General features: G+C 67.3%; 20 protein-coding genes and 4 pseudogenes. 12 read left to right on the plus strand and 12 right to left on the minus strand.

Translation table 11 applies throughout. The features are described from left to right. Positions 1-28: 28 nt before the first annotated feature. From GQF42_RS35725 to GQF42_RS46300, 3 genes are all read right to left on the minus strand, one after another. Positions 29-907, minus strand: a complete 879-nt coding sequence (locus GQF42_RS35725; RefSeq protein ID WP_158926864.1) for an alpha/beta fold hydrolase — start codon at positions 905-907, stop codon at positions 29-31. Further along, positions 904-1,506 carry a TetR/AcrR family transcriptional regulator gene (locus tag GQF42_RS35730; RefSeq protein WP_158926866.1) on the minus strand — a complete coding sequence of 201 codons (603 nt, stop codon included), beginning with the start codon at positions 1,504-1,506 and terminating at the stop codon, positions 904-906. Before GQF42_RS35730 ends, GQF42_RS35725 begins: the two co-directional genes overlap by 4 nt. Before the next feature lie 538 nt (positions 1,507-2,044). Continuing rightward, on the minus strand, positions 2,045-2,449 hold the full coding sequence (locus GQF42_RS46300) for an enoyl-CoA hydratase/isomerase family protein (RefSeq protein WP_233273588.1): 405 nt from the start codon (positions 2,447-2,449) through the stop codon (positions 2,045-2,047). A 130-nt stretch (positions 2,450-2,579) separates the two neighbouring features. Between GQF42_RS46300 and istA the strand changes: the two genes are divergently transcribed. Together istA and istB are read left to right on the plus strand one after the other, a co-directional pair. Continuing rightward, the gene (gene istA / locus GQF42_RS35740) at positions 2,580-4,019 is read left to right on the plus strand and encodes an IS21 family transposase (RefSeq protein ID WP_158926870.1); all 1,440 of its coding nucleotides are present in this window, start codon (positions 2,580-2,582) and stop codon (positions 4,017-4,019) included. Next, positions 4,016-4,786 carry an IS21-like element helper ATPase IstB gene (gene istB / locus GQF42_RS35745; RefSeq protein WP_158926872.1) on the plus strand — a complete coding sequence of 257 codons (771 nt, stop codon included), beginning with the start codon at positions 4,016-4,018 and terminating at the stop codon, positions 4,784-4,786. Before istA ends, istB begins: the two co-directional genes overlap by 4 nt. 13 nt (positions 4,787-4,799) lie before the next feature. Here istB and GQF42_RS45145 read toward each other — a convergent pair whose 3' ends face one another. After that, the gene (locus GQF42_RS45145; protein WP_199272914.1) at positions 4,800-5,012 is read right to left on the minus strand and encodes an enoyl-CoA hydratase-related protein; all 213 of its coding nucleotides are present in this window, start codon (positions 5,010-5,012) and stop codon (positions 4,800-4,802) included. A gap of 16 nt (positions 5,013-5,028) precedes the next feature. After that, complete coding sequence (locus GQF42_RS45150; RefSeq protein ID WP_199272915.1) at positions 5,029-5,229, minus strand: Clp protease/crotonase-like domain-containing protein; 201 nt, start codon at positions 5,227-5,229, stop codon at positions 5,029-5,031. 461 nt (positions 5,230-5,690) lie between these two features. Between GQF42_RS45150 and GQF42_RS35755 the strand changes: the two genes are divergently transcribed. From GQF42_RS35755 to GQF42_RS35775, 5 genes are all read left to right on the plus strand, one after another. Next, a complete protein-coding gene (locus tag GQF42_RS35755) occupies positions 5,691-6,443 on the plus strand; it encodes a maleylpyruvate isomerase family mycothiol-dependent enzyme (RefSeq protein WP_158926874.1) in 753 nt (250 codons plus the stop codon). A 292-nt stretch (positions 6,444-6,735) separates the two neighbouring features. After that, entirely contained in the window at positions 6,736-7,827 is a 1,092-nt protein-coding gene (locus GQF42_RS35760) for an alpha/beta fold hydrolase (protein ID WP_233273589.1), read from the plus strand. A 237-nt stretch (positions 7,828-8,064) separates the two neighbouring features. Continuing rightward, the gene (gene tatA, locus GQF42_RS35765) at positions 8,065-8,316 is read left to right on the plus strand and encodes a Sec-independent protein translocase subunit TatA (RefSeq protein ID WP_158926876.1); all 252 of its coding nucleotides are present in this window, start codon (positions 8,065-8,067) and stop codon (positions 8,314-8,316) included. Positions 8,317-8,430: 114 nt separating this feature from the next. Then, a complete protein-coding gene (gene tatC, locus GQF42_RS35770) occupies positions 8,431-9,360 on the plus strand; it encodes a twin-arginine translocase subunit TatC (protein ID WP_158926878.1) in 930 nt (309 codons plus the stop codon). A gap of 4 nt (positions 9,361-9,364) precedes the next feature. Continuing rightward, complete coding sequence (locus GQF42_RS35775) at positions 9,365-9,787, plus strand: Sec-independent protein translocase subunit TatB (RefSeq protein WP_158930972.1); 423 nt, start codon at positions 9,365-9,367, stop codon at positions 9,785-9,787. A 77-nt stretch (positions 9,788-9,864) separates the two neighbouring features. Here GQF42_RS35775 and GQF42_RS46305 read toward each other — a convergent pair. Beyond that, positions 9,865-9,954 (minus strand): annotated as a pseudogene (locus GQF42_RS46305) (MarR family transcriptional regulator); the annotation flags it as partial. On the opposite strand from GQF42_RS46305, the pseudogene GQF42_RS35785 reads away from it, so the two are divergent. Further along, positions 9,952-10,074 (plus strand): annotated as a pseudogene (locus GQF42_RS35785) (enoyl-CoA hydratase-related protein); the annotation flags it as partial. The pseudogenes GQF42_RS46305 and GQF42_RS35785 overlap by 3 nt on opposite strands. A gap of 270 nt (positions 10,075-10,344) precedes the next feature. On the opposite strand, the gene GQF42_RS35790 reads toward GQF42_RS35785, so the two are convergent. After that, positions 10,345-11,244 carry an AraC family transcriptional regulator gene (locus GQF42_RS35790; RefSeq protein ID WP_158926880.1) on the minus strand — a complete coding sequence of 300 codons (900 nt, stop codon included), beginning with the start codon at positions 11,242-11,244 and terminating at the stop codon, positions 10,345-10,347. 74 nt (positions 11,245-11,318) lie between these two features. On the opposite strand from GQF42_RS35790, the gene GQF42_RS35795 reads away from it, so the two are divergent. Beyond that, positions 11,319-12,161, plus strand: a complete 843-nt coding sequence (locus GQF42_RS35795; protein WP_158926881.1) for an NAD(P)H-binding protein — start codon at positions 11,319-11,321, stop codon at positions 12,159-12,161. A gap of 2 nt (positions 12,162-12,163) precedes the next feature. Further along, a complete protein-coding gene (locus GQF42_RS35800; protein WP_158926882.1) occupies positions 12,164-12,580 on the plus strand; it encodes a VOC family protein in 417 nt (138 codons plus the stop codon). Between the two features lie 412 nt (positions 12,581-12,992). Here GQF42_RS35800 and GQF42_RS35805 read toward each other — a convergent pair. After that, positions 12,993-14,251: pseudogene (locus GQF42_RS35805) on the minus strand (transposase). Between the two features lie 53 nt (positions 14,252-14,304). Next, positions 14,305-14,613 (minus strand): putative quinol monooxygenase, encoded by a 309-nt coding sequence (locus GQF42_RS35815; RefSeq protein WP_158926885.1) that lies wholly within the window; start codon positions 14,611-14,613, stop codon positions 14,305-14,307. A gap of 442 nt (positions 14,614-15,055) precedes the next feature. On the opposite strand from GQF42_RS35815, the pseudogene GQF42_RS46310 reads away from it, so the two are divergent. Next, positions 15,056-15,570: pseudogene (locus tag GQF42_RS46310) on the plus strand (IS5/IS1182 family transposase); the annotation flags it as partial. Positions 15,571-15,688: 118 nt separating this feature from the next. On the opposite strand, the gene GQF42_RS35820 reads toward GQF42_RS46310, so the two are convergent. Continuing rightward, positions 15,689-15,823 (minus strand): hypothetical protein, encoded by a 135-nt coding sequence (locus GQF42_RS35820; RefSeq protein WP_325100376.1) that lies wholly within the window; start codon positions 15,821-15,823, stop codon positions 15,689-15,691. A 502-nt stretch (positions 15,824-16,325) separates the two neighbouring features. Beyond that, complete coding sequence (locus tag GQF42_RS35825; protein ID WP_158926888.1) at positions 16,326-17,021, minus strand: SDR family oxidoreductase; 696 nt, start codon at positions 17,019-17,021, stop codon at positions 16,326-16,328. Positions 17,022-17,498: 477 nt separating this feature from the next. Here GQF42_RS35825 and GQF42_RS35830 point away from each other — a divergent pair, with 477 nt between their 5' ends. Next, positions 17,499-17,957 carry a winged helix-turn-helix transcriptional regulator gene (locus tag GQF42_RS35830; protein ID WP_233273590.1) on the plus strand — a complete coding sequence of 153 codons (459 nt, stop codon included), beginning with the start codon at positions 17,499-17,501 and terminating at the stop codon, positions 17,955-17,957. Positions 17,958-18,156: 199 nt separating this feature from the next. On the opposite strand, the gene GQF42_RS35835 is transcribed toward GQF42_RS35830, so the two are convergent. After that, positions 18,157-19,053 (minus strand): bile acid:sodium symporter family protein, encoded by an 897-nt coding sequence (locus tag GQF42_RS35835; protein ID WP_158926892.1) that lies wholly within the window; start codon positions 19,051-19,053, stop codon positions 18,157-18,159. Positions 19,054-19,068: the final 15 nt, after the last annotated feature.

The raw sequence follows: 19,068 nt of genomic DNA on the forward strand, positions 1-19,068 counted from the left end.
GAGCGTGGTGACACGGATCGTGCGGACTTCAGCCGCTTCCCTCCGTGGCGAGGATCAGTGAGGCGACGCGTTGCGGTGCCTCCAGCAGGGGCCAGTGGCCGACGTCTGCAAGGGCGTGGAGTGTCGCGTTCGGCATGCGTTCGGCGATCCGATCGGCGATGTGGGCACCCGCGACGGGGTCCCGCAGGCCCCAGACGAACGCCTTGGGCAGATCGCTGGTCTCCATGGCTTCCACCCATCGGTCGCGATGGGCAGCCCGGTCGGTGATGTAGTGGATCAACCGGTGGGAGTTCAGATGGCCGTCACCGTGGCTCATGCCCTTCCACATCGCGGCTGCGTCGGCGCTTGAGTCGTAGTGCTCGGCGAATGTCGGTGAGAGGGCGGCGGCCATGAGCTCGCCGGTCAGTGCTGCGCTGAGCCGGGGGCCGGTGTCCGGGTCGAGCAGCGCCGTCTGGGCCGCTTCCGGTCGGTGGAGTTCCGGGTAGATGCCGCCGTTCAGCAGCGTCAGGCTCGTGATCCGACTCCTCAACGACCCGTCGGCGCTGCGCGCGAGCAACTCCTGCGCCACGGTGGCCCCATAGTCGTGTGCCACCAGATGTGTCGAGGTCACCGCCTCGTGCTGCCACAACGCGACCACCAAGTCGGCCTGCTCGTGGATCGAGTAGTCGTGATCGGCCGGCTTCTCGCTCGCGCCGAAGCCGAGGAAATCCGGTATGAGGAGGGTGTGGCGAGCGGCGAGAACAGGAACCGCCCGGGCCCAGTCGTGCGACGAACTGGGGAACCCGTGGAGCAGGGTCATCACGGGACCGCTGCCGATGCGGCGGACGAACACCTGGCGCGAGACTCCCGCGACGGTGAGCGGAAGCAGTTCGCCTTCGGACCACCATCGCTCGATACTGACCGTCATCGGAGCCCTCCGAACAGTGCGGGCAGGAACCGGCGTTCCAGCTCGCCATGCGGGAGCGCTGCCGGTTCCACCAGGCTTTGGGCCAGTCCGCCTTCCCGAACGGCGACGACGAGGCGCAGCAGCATGTCGAGATCCGTCTCGGTCACCTTGCGCTGTGTGGTCGCGAGAAGTGGTGCGAGCAACTCCGCGATTGCCGCCCGGATCGCTGCGTCGTGGCGGGCGAGGGCTTGGGCCGCCTCGGGGTTGCGGATGGCGTGGAGAGTGAACTCGGTGGAGATGAGGAACCAGGTTCGCGTCTGCTCGTCCACGACGCTCGCCAGCTCGATGAACGTGGCGACCGGTTGCTCGGAGACGAGGGCTTGGTCCACCGCCTCACCCAGCTGTTTCAGGACGATCTCGGAGCGTCGAGTGAACAGCGCGAGGAAGAGTTCGTCCTTGGAGTCATAGTTCGAATAGAACGCGCCGGTCGTGTAGCCGGCCCGTGCGCACAGCTCCGCGATCGAGACACCCTGAAACCCGCACTCGGCGAAGGCCTGCTCGGCCGCGTTGAGCAGGCGCTCGTTCGTCTCCCGTCGTCTCTTGGTCACGCGCTGTGTCATGCATCCCACCTATTTCTGTCAAGGCGCTTGACGATGCCAGAGGCCGGATAGTGCCTCCTATCGGATAGGGGTTCCTATCCGATAGGGGACACTATCGAGGGAGAGTGCCGTTGACGCAAGGCCTGCGACGGCGGTATTCACGCCCGGGGACGCTCTTCGAACCGAGGCAGGCTGCATCGAGCAAGGTGCGGCCGGGTTCCGACTCGCTGCTCAGGCCGTCGTGGGGCCGCCCGGCGGCGCCACGACGGGCACTTCATGACCATGGGCGTCGCAGATAAGGCCGATGTGCCCGGAGAGTCCGGACGAGCGTTGTCGGCGTAGGGCGGTGGGTCCGGATGGACGTGGGCGGTGGTAGTCCGGTCGGCCGACCGGACCCCGGGTCGGAGGCTGACCGGGGTCCGGCCGGGACCGGTTACGGCGATCTCGGAGAGGTGCCGTCCCGGCTGTGGTTTCCACGCCGCCCGGCGTGCTCACTCATGCCGGACTTCGCCGGCTTCGGTGAGGGCCGGGTCCCGCTCTGGGTCCTGTGTCGCAGGCGTCAGCTCCGGTTGCTCTCTGCGACCTGCTTGCCGAGGTCGAGTTCGATGCCGTCCGGCTTCTGCAGGCCTCCTTCGAAGAGGCGCCGGACGCGGTGTTCGTTCACGGGCCGTCCTACCGTTTGGAAGTAGGTGGACAGGGCGGATCCGAACTCTTCGTCCGAAATCGGGATGCTCTCGTCGATGAGGGCCTTGGTTCCGGCCACGGCGACCTTGTCGAACCCTGCGATACGGCGGGCGACGGCGTCGACGAAATCGTCCAGTTCGTCCTCGGGGAGGACGCGGTTGACGTAGCCGTATTCTGCCGCCAGTTTCGCTGGGAAGTCGTCGGCCCCCAGCAGGATCTCCATCGCGCGGCCCCGGCCCACCAGCCTGGCCAGGTGTCCCGTCGCGTTGCCGCCGGGCACGGCCCCGACGCCGACCTCGAACTGCTGTCGGCGTACACACGATCGTCCCCGGTCGCGTACGAGTGAAAAGGGACGCTTGATGGTGCGGTGAATCGTGGTGCCCGGCACCCTGCTGTTCGTCCGGTGAAGGGTGGCGGAGGGCGGTGACGCGGTGGTTTTGGACCCGCAGCGCTGGCTGGAGCTGCGGCGGTTCCGTGCTCTGGTTGAGTCAGGAGCGGTCAGTCTGACCGAGGTGGCCAAGGAGACCGGGCTGGACCGCAAGACGGTCCGCAAGTATCTGTCGAGCACGGCGGCGTCAGTGCCGCCGAGGCGGACGTCGAACGGCCGGCCCCGGAAGAAGGTGGTCGACGAGGTCGCCCCGTTGATCGACGCGATGCTGCGGGCAGAGATCCTCATCAAGGGCGCCGTGGTGCACGAGCGTCTGGTGAAGGAGTACGGCTCGACGATCAACTATCAGCGGGTCAAGCTCTATCTGCAGGAGGCCCGGCCGCGGATCGCGGGTGAACTGGGCATCGAACCGCGGGAGTTGGCGGGTATGCATCGCCGCTTCGAGGTGGTCCCCGGGGCCCAGGCTCAGGTCGACTGGGGCGATGAAGGCAAGATCCTCGCCCACCTGGGCATCCCGAAGGTCTACTCGTTCCATATGGTTTTGTCGTACTCGCGCGACCCGTTCTGCTGCTTCACCACGAGCCAGGACCTGCAGACCTTCTTCGACTGCCACCGGCGGGCATTTGCGCACTTCGGCGGGGTGCCGATGTCGATCGTCTACGACCGGACCAAGACCGTCGTGCGCCGGCACGTCGCCCCGGGCGAGGCGGTGCCGCTGCATCCGGAAGCGGTCGGCTTCGCCGGCCACTACGACTTCGACATCGACGTGCTGGCCGCCTACCGGCCCACCGGGAAGGGCCGGGTCGAACGCCAGGTGTTGATCGTGCGTGATCACGTGCTGGCCGGGCGGGCGTTCTCCTCGCTCGAGGAGCTGGATGCCGCCTTCATGGCGTGGGTGCCGCAGCGACGCGCCCGCACCCACGCCACCCACCACGAGGTCATCGGACACCGGGCCGCCCGGGATCACGCCGCCCTCAAGCCGTTGCCACCCTCGCCCTATCTGGTGGCCGAGCGGCATCTGCGGCCGGTCGGCAAGGACTGCCTGGTCGCGTTCGGCGGAAACCTCTACTCGGTGCCCGCCCGCAAGGTTCGCCCGCGTCAGCTGGTGGAGATCAGAGCGACGAAGTCCCAGGTCATGGTGCACACGACCGTCCCCGATGCCGGCGGCGAGACCCTGCTGTCCAGCCATCCGCGGGCGGTCGGCCGTGGCGTGGTTGTCAGGCAGGACGAGCACTGGGACGGCCTGCCGACCGGCAGGAACCGCCGCACCACGACGGGCGACGAGCCGCCACCACCGCGGAGCGAGTCCTCCGCGTCCGGTCGCATCGGGCCGTTGCAGGCCCTGCTGAGCCGGTCCGCCGCAACCCAGATCGAGGTAGGGAGGCGACCGCTATCGGTCTACGACGAACTGACCGGCACCCGGCCCTTCACCACCAACTTCCAGACGAAGGAGTCGTCTTGAGCGAGCTGACCGGCAACCGCATCCGCACCACGGCCGGCAAGCTCGGCCTGCCCCACCTGGCAGAGACCATCAACGAGTACACCCGCCGGGCCGACGAGGCGAAGATGGGCTACCTCGACTTCCTCGACCTGGTCCTGTCCGAGGAACTGGCCGTCCGCGACGACCGCCGATTCCGCCAGGGCCTGCGGCTGTCGAAGCTGCCGCACCACAAGACGCTGGACGAGTACGACTTCTCCTTCCAGCCCGAGCTCGACCCGCGCAAGGTCAAAGACCTCGCCAGCCTCTCCTTCGTCGACGGCAAAGCGAACGCAGCGCTGCTGGGGCCGCCCGGAGTGGGCAAGACGCATATCGCCGTCGCTCTCGCTGTCGCGGCCTGCCGGGCCGGCTACTCGATCTACTTCACCAGCCTCGACGACATGGTCCGCAACCTGAAGGCCGCCGAGTCGGCCGGACGGCTGGTCAACAAACTCGGCACCTACCTGCGGCCGAGCGTCCTTGTGGTCGATGAGGTGGGCTACCAGCCCCTCGAACGAGCCGAGGCGAACCTGGTCTTCCAGGTCATCTCCAAGCGTTACGAGAAGGGCTCCATCATCCTGACCTCAAACAAGACCTTCAGCGAGTGGGGACAGGTCTTCGGTGACGAGGTCCTCGCCACCGCGATCCTCGACCGCCTCCTCCACCACTGCGAAGTGATCGCCATCAATGGCCCGAGCTACCGGCTCAAGAACCGCCTACAGGCCATCGAGCGAGAGACCGACGTGGCCTGACAACTGGGGACGTTCAAACGTACCGGCCCGGCCCGAAGGGAGAGTACGCCGACAACTGCCCCAGGATCGCGCGGTGTCCCGCGAAACGGATGTCCGTGGCCAGCGCGAACTCACTTCCCGCTCCGCGGGTGCGGCCCTTGAGTGCGGAGATCGTGACGGCTGGGACCCTGCCGAGGCGGATGAAGTTGTCCGAGTAGGGGTGGAGCCCTGTGGGGCCGGGCTTCATGGCGGCTATGCGCGATTTATCCGCCAGGAAGTCGAAGTGGGTTGTCGCTCCGGAAGACGACCACGGTCAGGTCGGGAGCCTGCTCCATGCGGTCCACCAGGTCGGCGAGCTGCTCGATGGTGTCCACGTCCATGAGGTTGATCGGGCCGTTGGAGAAGGTCACGTTCCAGTAGGACGACGACACTTCGGACACGTGGAACTGCGGTGTGCTTGGCATGCGCCGCAAAGTAGCTGGCTATAACTTCAAAAGTCAATCCTTGTGGGTTACGTGCTCATGAGGCCTCGATGCCGCCCGCCGCCGACCCGGCGCACCTGCGCGCGACATGCCTGTCCGCCGCCGTTGATTGATCGGTCGAACTGTCCACCTGGCGACCGCGATACGGCATCTTGCGTGGCTGCTTCTGGTCCCACCAGTCGCATCGTGCGGACGTGGCCGGCCGGCGTCGACATGGCAGCACGAAACCCCGGCCTGGCCGAGTAGGGGGGAGGCGAGTTGCTTTCCCTGTATGCCGTCACGCTTGGTCGAGCAGTCTGACTTGCAAAGTGCAAGTCTGCCGTGCATGCTTCCTTCCAGCCCCAGAGGCGGCGTTCACCCGATCGCTTCCTGCATGCAGGCCTAGTCATCTGGCGGCCGAGGCAACCGCTGTCATCAGGCCCCCCGCCGTACCGGAGGTCACTTTGAATCAGTCCCCCGCTCCCTTGCCGCTCGCCACCGACGTGTATCTGGCCACCCTGCGTGAGAAGGCGGCGGCACTCGAGCAGCTGCTGCGCATCGCGGACCCGGCCACCCCGGTGGCCACCTGCGGCAGTTGGAGCATGCACGACCTGGGCATCCATCTGGGCCAGGCGTCCCGCTTCGCGGCAGCCCTGCTGCAGACCGGGCAGTTGCCCCGCGAGCAGTTCGCCCCGCCGGCCGGGCAGGGGATTGCCGACTGGTACGCCGGGGGCGCGGCCGCAATCCTGGCCACCCTGGAGGAGACCGATCCCACCGCACCGGCCTGGGCGTTCGGCTTCGAAGGCACAATGGCGGCGCTCTGGTTCCGCCGCGTGGCCCAGGACACCGCGGTCCACCTGGTCGATGCCCAACTGGCCACCGGGGCCGACGTGCATGTCGATCCGCTGATCGCGGCCGACGGCGTAGACGAGGTCTTCGCCGTGATGGTCCCCAGGGTCTGGCAGAACGGCGAGCAGAAGCCGCTGCCGGCGCCGGTGGCGCTTCACACCACCGACACCGGACACAACTGGCTGATCCAGCCGGGCGACATGCCGCAGGCCTTGCCGGTTGACTCGGAGGCCGCAGCGGCCACGGTGCAGGCCCCCGCCGCCGAGTTGCTGCTCGCCCTGTGGAAGCGGCAGCCCGCAAACCCGGAATGGATCAGCGGTGACATCGCCGCGGCCAACGCCCTGCTGACGGCCACGTTGACGCCCTGACCGGCCCCCTCTTCCATCGCCGGCACCCCCCAGCTGTCCCGGGAAAACTGGAGCACCAAGCCGTGGCGCGCGGATCCGGACGGCGGCCTGCCGGCCGTGTCCGAGGGCGGAGCCGGCCTCGCGGTACTTGTGAATTCCGCAGATTCGAGCCCGCCTTTTCCAAGCTCTCGCCCGTGGTTCTTTCCCTCCTTCCCAGTGCAAACCTCAATGGTCGGACGAACAGAGTGGGCAGGCGTAACTGCCCTTCGGTGTCCCGCCTTTACCTCAACCCGAACAGTCCAGGAGATCTACCGTGTCTGACAAGATTCCGTCGCATTCTCGGCGGAAGTTCCTCGCCACCTCGGCTGCAGCGGCGGCTGCAGTGACCGCCGGATCCCTCGGTGTGCTCCACGCCCAGTCGGCCGTAGCAGCCGAAGGAGGAACCGGCCGTGGACCGCTGGCAGGCGCGAGTGCGGAAGGCTTCGGCACCGTCTCCCGGGCGCCGCACCTGCCCGCAGGGTTCACCGAGACGTTCACCAGCCGGTTCGTCCACGCCAATGGACTGCGCCAGCACGTGGTCGTCGGCGGCAGCGGGCCGGCGCTGCTGCTCGTGCACGGCTGGCCCGAGACCTGGTACGCCTGGCGCCTGCTCATGCCCACGCTGGCCAAGGACTTCACCGTCATCGCCGTCGACCAGCGCGGCATCGGCCTGACCGACAAGCCCCAGGACGGCTACGACACCGCCACCATCGCGGCCGACCTGGCCGCCCTGATGGACGCGCTCGGCCACCAGAAGTTCGCCGTGGCCGGCCACGACACCGGCATGCCGATCGCCTACGCTCTTGCCGCCGACCACCCGGAGCGGGTCGAGCGCCTGGTCGTCGCCGAGGCCCCCCTCCCGGGCATCAGCGTCTCGCCGCCGGCCTTCGGCCCGGAGTGGCTCAACGACCGGATCTGGCACATCGGCTTCAACCGGCTCGCCACGATAAACGAACTGCTCGTCAGGGGACGGGAAGACATCTTCTTCGGCTTCGAGTTCGACATCAACGCCGTGAAGAAGCTGCCCGACTACGCCGTCGACTACTACATCAGCACCCTTGCCTCCGACCGCAACGCGCTGCGCGGCAGCTTCAGCTTCTACCGCGCGTTCGACACCACGCTCGCGCAGAACGTGCAACGCCAGAAGGCCGGCCTGCTGACCATGCCCGTCCTGGCCATCGGCGGAGCAGCAAGCGTCGGTGACGGGGCCGGGGTCACCATGAAGGCCGCCGCGCACGACGTGCAGACCGTGGTCATCCCCGACACCGGTCACTGGGTCGCCGAAGAGGCGCCCGAGCAGATGCTGGCGGCCCTGACCCCGTTCCTGGCCCCCTACCGCGCAGCGCACACCGCCGCCTACCGGTAGCCGACCGGTTCGCACCCTTTACGCATGTGCCCGCCCGGTGGGGCCGGGCCGAGCGGGGCCCCCAAGTCGGCCCCACCGACCGCGGGCACGGCTCCGGCCCGGGCACCTCGGACATCCAAGTCGCCTCCGCAGGCGACGATGCCCACGAGCCCGGGTCGGGGAACCCGGTCGGCGTCCCGCCCGGCGAGAGTCGATACCCCAACCCATCGCAGACGCAACCGACTTGGAGAGTGAACCATGTTGGAAAACCGCACCCTGGAAATCATCATCATCGCCGCCGTCGTGCTGCTGCTCTTCGGAGCCAAGCGCCTCCCTGACGCCGCGCGAGGGCTGGGCAAGTCCCTGCGCATCTTCAAATCCGAAGTCAGCGCGATGAAGACCGACTCAGCGCAGGCGACAACCGCCGCCCCGAGGAGTGTTGCCGCCGGCCCCATCGAGGACGTCACCGGCCATCCCGTCACCGAGTCGGCATCGATCATCCAGTCCTGACCGCCCAGCTCCCCAACGGCCCACCGCGCAGAGACCAAAACCCCTATGGCGAACGAAACTCAGCAGGCCGGATCACCCACGTCCGCACGGTCGCGGAAGGCTCCGAAGGGGGTCATGCCGCTCGCCGAGCACCTTCGTGAACTGCGGAACCGTCTCCTGGTCTCGATGCTCGCTCTGGCGATCGCCACCGTCGTCGGCTGGCTGTTCCACGGCTGGTTGCTCGACCAAATTACCGGCCCGGCCTGCCACATCACCCACGTCCACGGGGTTGGCCGGCCGACCAAGCAGTGCCCCGACGGCCTGCTGGTCAACACCGGTCTTCTTTCCCCGCTCTCCCTCAGCTTCAAAGTCTCGATCACAGCCGGGCTCATCCTGGCCAGCCCGGTGTGGAGCTACCAACTCTGGGCCTTCATCGCCCCGGGGCTGTACAAGAAGGAGAAGCGCTACGGTCTTGGCTTCACCTTCGCCGCCGTGCCCCTCTTCTGTGGCGGCGGCTACCTCGCCTACGTGATCTTTCCCAAGGCAGTGCAGATCCTGGCGAGCTTCAACCCCGCGGATTTCTCCCTGTCCCTGCCCGGTGACGAGTTCCTCGGTTTTTTCCTGCGCATGGTGTTCGTCTTCGGCCTCTCCTTCGAACTGCCGCTGCTTCTGGTGCTGCTGAACTCCCTGGGTGTCGTCAGCGCAGCCAGACTGCGCAGCTGGTGGCGTCCGACTGTCTTCGTGATCTTCGTCTTCTCGGCGGTCGTCATCCCAACCGGCGATCCACTCACCATGACCGCCCTGGCCGTCCCTCTCTGCCTGCTCTACTCCCTCGCCTTGGTCGTCGCCACCCTCCACGACCGTACGAAGAAACGACGCCGCGCCGAGGATCCCGACAGTCAACTCGACGACGACGAGGCCTCCTCACCCGACCTCACCACCACCCCCTTGGACTTCCCCGAACCGCTAGACGTCTCTCATCCCGCACACGCGCAACCGACGGTCACCACCCAGCTGAATCTCCCACCGAACGTCCCGGATCACCGCCCACCCGAGGAGCAGTAGGGTGATATTCAATTTTGGCCCGCTCGAAATCGCCTCACTCGTCGTTCTCGGTCTGATCCTCTTCGGCCCCGACAAACTCCCGAAGATGATCAGCGAGGTCGGGGGATTCATCCGCAAGGTTCGTGAGTTCTCCGACAGTACCAAGCACGAGATCCGTAATGAACTGGGCCCCGAATTTCAGGACTTCGAGTTCCAAGATCTGAACCCCAAGGCCTTCGTCCGTAAGCAACTGTCCCGCCACGGCGACGAACTCGGCCTCTCTGAGATGCAGGAACTGCGCAACGGCCTGACAAAGGACGCGCTCGCTGCCCCACCGACACTGCGAGCCGCCCACGTCGATCCACACAGCGGTAGCACCGGCAGGCCTCTCGAGGTCACACCACCGGCCGCTGGAGAGCCGACGCCGTACGACCGTGATCTGACGTGAGCTCCACGCCGCACACGCCCCGTTACCTATCTCGTGGCCCCGCAACGGGGCGCCTGGCCCCCGGGTCCGGTATGGCTGTCACGGGTGTCGCCACGCCGCTCGACCAGCCCCCGTTCGGTCAGCTGCTTGAGCCGCTTGGTGACGGCGGCCCTCGAGGAGAAGGTCTGCCCATCCTGCTGCACCGGCTGGCGGCCGACCCCGCAGTGCGGGTGCTGGTGCTGACCGGCGACGGCGACAAGTTCTGCTCGGGGGCGGACATCGCCGCACTGGCCGCGAGCGACGCCCGCGAAGACCAGGACAGCGACAGCGCAGCCGGGGCGGTCTCCGGGCCGTAGTCCCCAGAGCAGGTTGATGCCCGGGACCGGCGTAGTCTCGTGTGCCATGGCACCCATAGGGAACCTTGAGGGTGCCATCGTTTGCCGACACTTCGAGTGTCCTCGTTCCTGCCGGATCGGGCCGTGCGGATGCTCGGCACCTTTTGGCCACGCCGGCGAACGTGCCGCTGGGGGTGGTGGACTTCATCGACGAGGGCGGGCTCTCGGGTAGAGGCCTTCAGCTCATCCAGAAACTTCCTGTCGCCAACGACCGGGTGGTATTCCCACGTGGCGACGGAACGTCGCGGCGAAGGCGTTCGGTGAGCTGTATCCCGTACGGCGGGCGATCTGCTCCAAGGTGAGTTCGCCTGCCATCAGGTATTCGCGGGCCAGGGTCAAGCGCCAGTCCGTCAGGTACTGCATCGGCGTCTGCCCGAGCGCACGTTCGAAGTTGCGGGCGAACGACGGGCGCGACATTGCACTCAGGTTGGCCAGTTCCGGCACGGTCCAGCTACGTGCGGGCTCTTCGTGCATCGCTTGGAGTGCTCGCCCCAGCCGTGGGTCCTGGGCGGCGCGGTACCAGCTCGGCGCGTCGGAGCTGTCCTGGTAGGAGGCTCGCATGACCAGGACGAGCAGCACGTCGAGCAGTCGGTCGAGCACGGTCTGCTGGCCAGGGGCCGACTGCGTGAGTTCGCTTGAGATGAGGGAGACCACGCCGTGCAAGTGATCGTGTGCGGATGGCCGAATCACCAGCATCGGAGGCAGTGCCCGGATGAGGCTTTGGCCCACGTCGCCGGCAAGTCGGTAGGCGCCGCACAAGAAGACAGCGGCGTGGGGAGCGTCAGGATCCTCGTCGGCGCCTGCCGCCCAGAACTGCTCGTGGGTCACGCACCTGTCCGGGCTCGGCTCATCTGCGAGGTGATGATCGCGACCACCCACGACGACCGCCAGGTCACCTGGCAGTAGGCGTTCGGCTTCGGCCGGATTGTCGAGCCACACCCATGCATGGCCGCGCACCACGGTGTGGAGCGACAGCTGGATGGACCCGGGCAGCGTCAGCCCCCAGGGTGGACGGACGACCGAGCGCGCGAAAACCGCACCGGACGCGCGCGCCCTCACGAGATAGTCGTGCAATATGTCCACGGAGTGAGCGTATCACGTTGCATTTCGAGCGTAATAAGCATTGCATAGCTCATTTTCCGCCATAAGCTGGATGCATGAGTGAGCAAACTTCAACAGTTCTTGTCCTGGGCGCGACTGGCAAGACCGGCTCTCGCGTGGCCGCGGACCTCATAAGCCGAGGGGTGTCGGTCTTCAGGGCTGCACGGTCCAGTGCCGACGTCGCCTTCGACTGGAGCGACCGCGACACCTACGCCCCCGCGCTCAAGGGGGTCGATCGCGTCTACCTGGTCGCCCCGGTCGACCGGCTCGACTTTGCCGAGGACGTCTCGGTGTTCCTCGACGAGGCCGAGGCCGCCGCGGTGCAGCACGTGACGTTCCTGAGCGCCTACGGGATGGAGCACGCGCCGGCTGAGATCCCAACCCGCAGCGTTGAACTCGACCTGCTGGGCCGCCAGCGGCTGGGTCACACCATCCTGCGTCCTGCGTGGTTCATGCAGAACTTCAGCGAGGCCTTCTGCAAGCCGATCAACGGCGCGATCTTGGTGCCCACCGGCGACGGATCCGAGGCGTTCATCGACGCCGATGACATCGCGGCCGTGGCCGCGACCACGCTCGCCGACCCCGCCTCGCACGCGGGCGCGGCGTACAGCCTGACCGGCCCGCAGTCGCTGACCGTCTCCGAGGCTGCCTCCATCATCAGCGAGGCGACCGGTCGGACCATCGCGCATCACGAGATGGACCGCGAGGTCTGGATTGCCGGCGCGATTGCGAAGGGATTCCCAGCCGAGTTCGGCGCCCTGCTCCGGCAGCTCACCGAGACGGTGGCGTCCGGCAACGGGTCCCGTCCCAACGGCACGGTCGAGCAGGTCACCGGTACACCGTCGCGCACGTTCCGCGACTTTGCCCATAAGAACGCCGCAGCCTGGAAAGAAGCCTAGAAATGATCGACCACGTCTACATCTCCGTATCGGACGTCGAGAAGTCGCGGGACTTCTACCTCGCCGCTCTTGGGCCCCTCGGCTGGAGAGAGTTCGGGAGCTTCGACGCCTCGTCCGCCCCCGAGGGTGTCCCAGACCTCCTTGGCATCGGCGACGCCACCTACGTGGCCGGCGGCCTCGGATCGAGCATCTGGCTGCGCCAGCGCAAGCCGAGCGAGACGGGCTTGTACGTCGGCATCGTGTGCGACAGCAACGAAGCCGTTAACGCCGCTTACGCCGCCGCGATCACCGCCGGCGGCATCGACGAGGGCGCACCGGCGGACCGGACCTACTTCGCCCCCGGCTACTACGCCGCCAACGTCGCCGACTTCGACGGCAACCGCCTCGAGTTCGTGCATAAGGCCTGGAACGAAAAGTAGTGCTGAACGAGGCGGTCTCTCTGGACTGAGCACAGCGTTGGCCGACGCAGCGGGCCGCAGGCCACGTAGGGGTCGCCCTGCTTGGCCTGCGGCCGGTTCCCGCCTCGCCCTGGGGGCTCAGGACGCGCATCAGGCACTGGAGGATGCTCACGAACAGGACAAGCATCTCCTTACGGTCGCGCCGGTTCGAGGCGAACTCTCCGCCCTTGCCGTAGGCGATCACGCGGTTGGCGCCGTGATCCGGGCAACCGTCGGAGGCGGCGTGACGTTCTTGGAAACCTCGTCGAGAGCGTGCGGGCTGCACGCGAGCGCGAGCAAGGTGCCTTGGCCCTCGTCCTGCGCGAGGTCGGTGGCATCGACGCTGGTAGAGCGACCGTGCTGTTCAGTAGGCCTGGTGTGGGTCCTTCGGTGCTCAGGCAGCCGTGCCGAAGCCGGAGGCGGCCGGTTCCTGTTCGTGGAGCTGGGTGAAGTCGACGTCGAGCTTGGGGTCGTACGCCTCCGGCTGGATGCCGAGTTCATGGGTGCTGTACTCGCCGAAGCGGCGGATGCGCTCGGTCAGGTACGGGGAGATGTGGGCCAATTCCTCTGGATCGGTCTCCCAGCCCTCCTCCAGTAACTGGCGGACGATCTCGGCGATGTCCAGGGCGCTATGGAAGATCACCGCGTTCGCGAGCAGAGCGTTGAAACTCGCGGTCTTCTCCTGCTCAACGGGGTCGTTGTCGGTGATGGCGCCGCCGTTACCGAAGCCGATCCACTGCGAGAAGCCGTTGAATGCCTCGACCTTGTTCGTCGCGGCGGTCACCCGTCGGCGCAGCGGGGCGTCCGAGAGGTAGCGCAGCAGCTGGACGGTGCGGATGACGCGGCCGACCTCGCGGAACGCGATGTAGGTGGCGCTCTTGCGCGAGCCGGCACGCAGGCGCCGCAGCAGCAGGGTGGAGGAGATGGCGCCCTCGCGCACGGAGACGGCCACCCGCATCAGATGCCGGAACTGGGACTCGATCAGGTCGAAGTCGATGACGTTGCGGCCCGGCTCCCCGAACAGGGCGTCAATGTGCACGTACTCGGTCCGCTTCGTGGGCCGGTAGAAGGTCAGGTCCTTCCAGTTCCTGATCCTGGGCATCGGGTCGAAGCCCAGCAAGTGGGCGAGCGCGAAGACAGGGAACGACTGGCCCTGCGTATCCGCGTGCACCGTGGTCGGCTTCACCTCGGACGTGTTCTTCAGTAGACCCTCGATGATGTAGACGGCCTCCCACACCCCGCACGGGATGAAGTGCGTGAACAGCGCGATATAGGTGTCCGAGATGTGGTGGTAAGCGATGCCGCCCGGCTTGCCGTAGCGCACGGACGTCTCGGTCAGCAGGTTGTTGAGGACGTGTCCATGTGGGTGCCGTCGCCGGCGACCGCGGAGCCGTCGCCCCACGCCTGCGAGATGTCCAGGCGGGCATGCGCGTTGACCAGGTCGGCGATCGCCTCGTTCAGCGTCGGGATGGAGAAGTGCCGGTTCGCGGCCAACGACAGCTCGTGCCCGCTCACGCCGGGGATGTGGCGCGCGGCCTCATAGGGGCCGATGTTGGTGCCCTTCACGAAGGTGGTGATGACGTACCGGCCGAAGGGGTCCTTCAGCTTCGGCTCGTTACCGGAAGCCGGGCCGAAGCGACGCCACCACTCCACCCAGTACGCCGTGCGGGAGATGACCGCTGCCGTGACGGCTCAGACGGCGGTCGCTAGGGGATCACGCCCTTGCCGGGGTCGCCGAGGGAGACGCTTTCCACCGGCCAGATCTCGCTGGGGGCGGTCAGTAAGGGTTTTGTCGCGTCCCTGATCCGCTGGAGATTCGAGCTGGCCAGGTGCGCCTGGAAGTCCTCGGGGGTGAGCCAGTGCTCGACGATGAAGACGTCCTTGCCATCGGTGTGGAGTGCGAAGAGCCGGCATCCCGGTTCCTGATGGACCAGCGGGGCGAGCTCGCGGTACACGTCAAGCACCTCTTGGGTCTTGCCCGGCGCGGGGATCAGGCGGGCGATGACGACGGGCATACGTGCACAACCTCCCGGGACGGTCTCCGCGCAGTGAACGTGGGAGTCGGGGCGAAGCCGCACTCTCATGATGCACCGCACCGGCCGCCACGCCACCGGTGGCAGCACGGTAGCGCTCCACAGTTGTTGGCGCCGCCAGCAGCCTTGATCAGTTCTGCTGGAAGTGACGAGCCAGGTATCCGATGCGGGCGTCTTCCCCGGCGCACCCCTGTGACCTGCGGTGACGTCTTCAAGCCTCTGTCGTCATCCGTAGCCTCTGTCGTCATCCGTCATAGAGCCTCTGTCGTCATCCGTCATAGCTGATCGGGCTGGGACGGCCCAGCGGCGGCCCGGGTGGCAGGTGTCACCGTCTCCGGGCCGCTCCCGAGGAGGTGCAAAGCCCCCGGACGGCCCGTGTCCTCGGCGGACGTAAGTGCCTCGAACTGCCGGTGGGAGGTGTTCCTCGCACCAGCGTGGGCTGGTCGGCCTGGTCCACCTGCGCGGGCTCGACCCCCTCGCGCAGACTGCCGCGGGCTTCGGCACATCGGCACCGCCCACGCTTACGTGACCCCGGTGATCAACCTGCTCGCCGACCGCGTGCCCGGCCTGCTGCGCGTCCTGCGCGAGGCCGACCCCGACCACGTTCTGCCCGACGGCACCCTGGCGGAGTGGGACCGGGTGGGCGACGGCCCGGCCGAGCACTCCCACAAACAGCGCCGGCACCGCGTGAACGTGGAGCTCGTGACCGGTCCGCATGGCCGACTGCGGTGGATCTCATCCGCACTGCCCGGTCGCGCGTGGCCTGTCCGCAGTCCGCACCCACCGGATCAATCCGGACCTGCGAGTGCCAGGGCGTTCCGGACCTCGCCGACCGTGCCTACGTGGCACTCGGAGCCGTGCATGAGGACACCCCCGTGCAGTCCAAATCGGATGTCGTCGATCTCCGCGGTCGGCCTCACCTTGGAACGGCAGCGCTGAAAGAGCTCGGTGGTCAGGCTGGGGCAGCGATCACGCAGCAGCCCGTGGCGCACCGTCAGGTGACAGACGGACCGCAAGCCGTTGATCGGCTGACGGACACAGCCTGAGGAACCTTCGTTCACAGGCCCAGGTCGACGGCCAGGCAGGAGAAGGACATCCACGATCCTTCGGGGTTGTGGGCATACCTGGCCGGGTCATTCGACGTGGCCGCCTTCTCCTCGACCATGTCCTCGTAACGGATGTGCTCGGGCAACTTGCCGAACCTTGCGTGACGTGCCGCCGCAGCGCTGTCCAAGGTCTTCCGACTTCCCACAGTCAATCTCCGTTCAGTCGGCGGGTCGAGCCGTATCGCTCGGCGTCTCTGGATCCCACCCTCTGCGTCACTTGTCAAACCCGTAACGCAACGGTGACTGGTCGGGACCGTGACGTGTCCCAACGGCCGCCGGACGGGGACCCCGCGCGCCAACCGGGCCGGCCCAGCGCAACATCCTGATCGAGGCGAGGCCCGGCAGTCGTAGCACACCCAAGGCTCCTGCGGACCGCAGCTGTGCGACACATGGAAGGCTGTGCCGAGCCGGGCGACCACCTCGTGTACATCGGGATGGATCGGTGCCCTTGCAGCCCACCGGTGACCATGCGTGTCGTGTGTCGTGCGGCAAGTGGCCGGGCGCTGCTGATGACGTGTTGTTGCAGGGATCGGCCGGCGAAGCCGCCGTGCGACGGGTGTCATGGGTCGCTCATGAGTGCGCCGTCCGTCACCGGGGCGAATACAGCGCGGCGATGTCGTTGGGCAGCGCGGACTTGATCCGGCGGCTGAATTCGTCGACGAGTACTTCCTCCCTGCCTTCGAGGAGTCCCTTGATCGCGGCTCGCGCGACTTCCTCGGGACTGATCTTGGGCTGGTCGACACCGGCGGACAGGTCGGTGTCGACATACCCGACGTGCACACCGATCACGCGGGTGCCTTGCGCACGCAGGGCCAGCCGCATGGCGTTGGACAGCGACCATTGCGCTGCCTTGCTCGCTGCATATCCGGGCGCCTGGTCCAGGGCCAGCCAGGATGCAGCGGACAGCATGTTGATGACGGCACCGCCGCCGTTGTGGGACAGCGCCGGAGCGAAGGCCTGGGTCACAGCCCAGGTGCCGAGGTAGTTGACCTCCATCTCGCGCCTGGCGTCGGCCAGTGACGCGGTGAGCACCGGCGCCGCGAGGGCGGTTCCGGCGTTGTTGACCAGGATCGAGAGGTCCCCGATCGCCTCGACCGCCGTGGCGATGGTGGCCGGGTCCGTGACGTCCAATTGGATCGGCACCACCCCGCGGTCGGTGATCAGTTCGGGGTGGCGTGCGGCGGCGTAGACCGTGGCGCCGTGCTCGGCGAGCTCTCGGGCGAACGCCTGGCCGATCCCGCGGTTGGCGCCCGTCACCAGGGCGGTCTTGCCGTGAATCTGCATGTCTATGTCCCATCCGTTCGGTGTCGCACGCGGGCCGAGGTCTGGCGTCGGCGGTAGCAATTCCAGCTGACTTGTATTATTAAAGTCAAGGGGCGGGTGGGGCTTGCCCCGAGGTGCGGCGTCGGTGCCGCGCGCATCACCGGCGTCGTTCCGCTCCGCTACCCTCGTCCCTGCCGGGGCTCTCAAGTGCTGGATGTCCTGTCGGTGACTGCAGCGGGACGGCCCCGGCCCCGCGGGGGAGGTGGCCGCCCGCCGTGTGGGCCGTACCCGCTGTGCGGGTGAAGCCGGACCCGTCCTGTGGACCGTCCTGCCGCCATGCCGGTCACGGGCGAGCAGTGTGTTCCGGACGCTTGGCACCTTCTGGATATGGATCCGATACCCAGGTGTACAATTCGTGTATGCCATGCGGTCGCGTGGCATACATGTGGATCCCGCAGAGATGTGGAAGGTGGGGTGGCAGTGCCATCGACGAGGAAGGTGTCCGGTCCCACGGACGACTCACCGGCCTGCTCCATCGAGCGCAGCCTGCAGGTGCTTGGCGAACGTTGGACACTGCTGGTCCTGCGCGACATATTCGCGGGCAAGCACAGATTCGCCGAAATCCAGTCGTCCCTCGGCATCGCGCCGAACCTGCTCAGCGACAGGCTCAAGCTTCTCAGTGAGGCCGGTGTGTTGCGCACGCGGACGTACCAGGAGCCGGGCAGTCGGCATCGGCAGAGCTACCACCTGTCTCCGGCCGGGCAGGAGCTGCAACTCGTGCTGGCGGCTCTCCAGCAGTGGGGTGACCACCACCGCCCTCGCCCGTCGGGACCCTCTTCTCTGCGGCGATTGCGTTCCACCGGTCAGGCCGTGCGGGTGGGGTTCCTCGGCGACGACGGCCGCGAATTGCCCGCCGAGGAAGTGACGTTCGTGATGAACACGGGTCCCGGGGCCTGATGGCGTAGGACTTCGTTGCCCAACTCCCCACGGTGACAAAGCGGTGAGGGGAAGATCTGTGTCGCGCGACCGCAGTACAGAGCCTCGTCCTGCAGTAGTTCGCGGTTGCGGCCTGAAAGCGCTGAGGCGAGTGGCGGTGCCTGACGCAGGAGAACATCACCGCTGCTGCGGACCATATCTCCACGACCCTGCGCGGCCGTCAGGTGCTGCTCGCCGGTTCCATCACGGGGAGTGGACGGGGCCGCCGGGCGAGCAGGGAGGCTGCCACTGCCGCGGTGATGAAAGCGACGAGGCTGTAGATCGCGGGTGTCACTGCGGCGGCCGGCATGTTCAGCAACGCGGGGCTCAGGGCGATGGTGACGGCGAGCGCACCGTTGTGGATGCCGATCTCCATCGACGAGGCGACGGCCTGGGGCCGCTCGACGCGGGTGAGGCGGGGAACCCAGTAGCCGATGACCAGGTTCAGGACGCTGAACGCCGCCGTGAGCGGAAGGACGAAGCCGAGGGACTGGCCCAGCCGGCCGGCGTTCTGCAGGATCGCACCGACAATCACCACCGCCAGCACGATGAGCGCGACGATCCGGACCGCCTGGCTGAGCGTCCGCGCAAGGCCCGGGTGCAGGCGCCGCAGCGCCATCCCCAGGCCCACCGGCAGTACGACGGTGGCGATCAGCGTGACGACGCCCTGCGGTTGCAGTCCGATGGTGTGGGCGTGGCCGACGTAGTGCCGGGTCACGCCCCACATGACGAGCGGAAGTGTGACGACGGAGATCAGCGAGTTGACCGCGGTGAGGGTGATGTTCAGCGCGATGTCACCGCGGGCGAGGTGGCTGTAGAGGGCCGCGAGCGTTCCGCCGGGTGATGCGGCCAGGAGCAGCATCCCGACCGCGGTGTCGGGGTCGGCTCGGGTCAGAGCAAGCAGCGCCAGACAGAGCGCGGGCATCAGCACCAGCTGGCAGGCCAGTGCCGTGCCCACTGCACGCGGCGCACTGATCACGCGGACGAAGTCGGGCAAGGTGAGAGAAAGGCCCAGGCCGAGCATGATGACCGCCAGGGCGATCGGCAACAGCACGGTGGTCAGGACAGAGCTGTGCAACGTCACTCCTCGGGA

The organism is Streptomyces broussonetiae (assembly GCF_009796285.1).
Lineage (GTDB): Bacteria > Actinomycetota > Actinomycetes > Streptomycetales > Streptomycetaceae > Streptomyces > Streptomyces broussonetiae.

What these genes read in the sequence shown, in the direction of transcription:
- GQF42_RS35815 (WP_158926885.1), bottom strand. Translation starts at nt 14,613, where the DNA reads ATGCCCGTCGTCATCGCCCGCCTGATCCCCGCGCCGGGCAAGACCCAA.
- GQF42_RS35725 (WP_158926864.1), bottom strand. Translation starts at nt 907, where the DNA reads ATGACGGTCAGTATCGAGCGATGGTGGTCCGAAGGCGAACTGCTTCCG.
- GQF42_RS35800 (WP_158926882.1), top strand. Translation starts at nt 12,164, where the DNA reads ATGATCGACCACGTCTACATCTCCGTATCGGACGTCGAGAAGTCGCGG.
- GQF42_RS35730 (WP_158926866.1), bottom strand. Translation starts at nt 1,506, where the DNA reads ATGACACAGCGCGTGACCAAGAGACGACGGGAGACGAACGAGCGCCTG.
- tatC (WP_158926878.1), top strand. Translation starts at nt 8,431, where the DNA reads ATGCCGCTCGCCGAGCACCTTCGTGAACTGCGGAACCGTCTCCTGGTC.
- GQF42_RS45145 (WP_199272914.1), bottom strand. Translation starts at nt 5,012, where the DNA reads ATGAAGCCCGGCCCCACAGGGCTCCACCCCTACTCGGACAACTTCATC.
- GQF42_RS45150 (WP_199272915.1), bottom strand. Translation starts at nt 5,229, where the DNA reads ATGCCAAGCACACCGCAGTTCCACGTGTCCGAAGTGTCGTCGTCCTAC.
- GQF42_RS35795 (WP_158926881.1), top strand. Translation starts at nt 11,319, where the DNA reads ATGAGTGAGCAAACTTCAACAGTTCTTGTCCTGGGCGCGACTGGCAAG.
- GQF42_RS35825 (WP_158926888.1), bottom strand. Translation starts at nt 17,021, where the DNA reads ATGCAGATTCACGGCAAGACCGCCCTGGTGACGGGCGCCAACCGCGGG.
- tatA (WP_158926876.1), top strand. Translation starts at nt 8,065, where the DNA reads ATGTTGGAAAACCGCACCCTGGAAATCATCATCATCGCCGCCGTCGTG.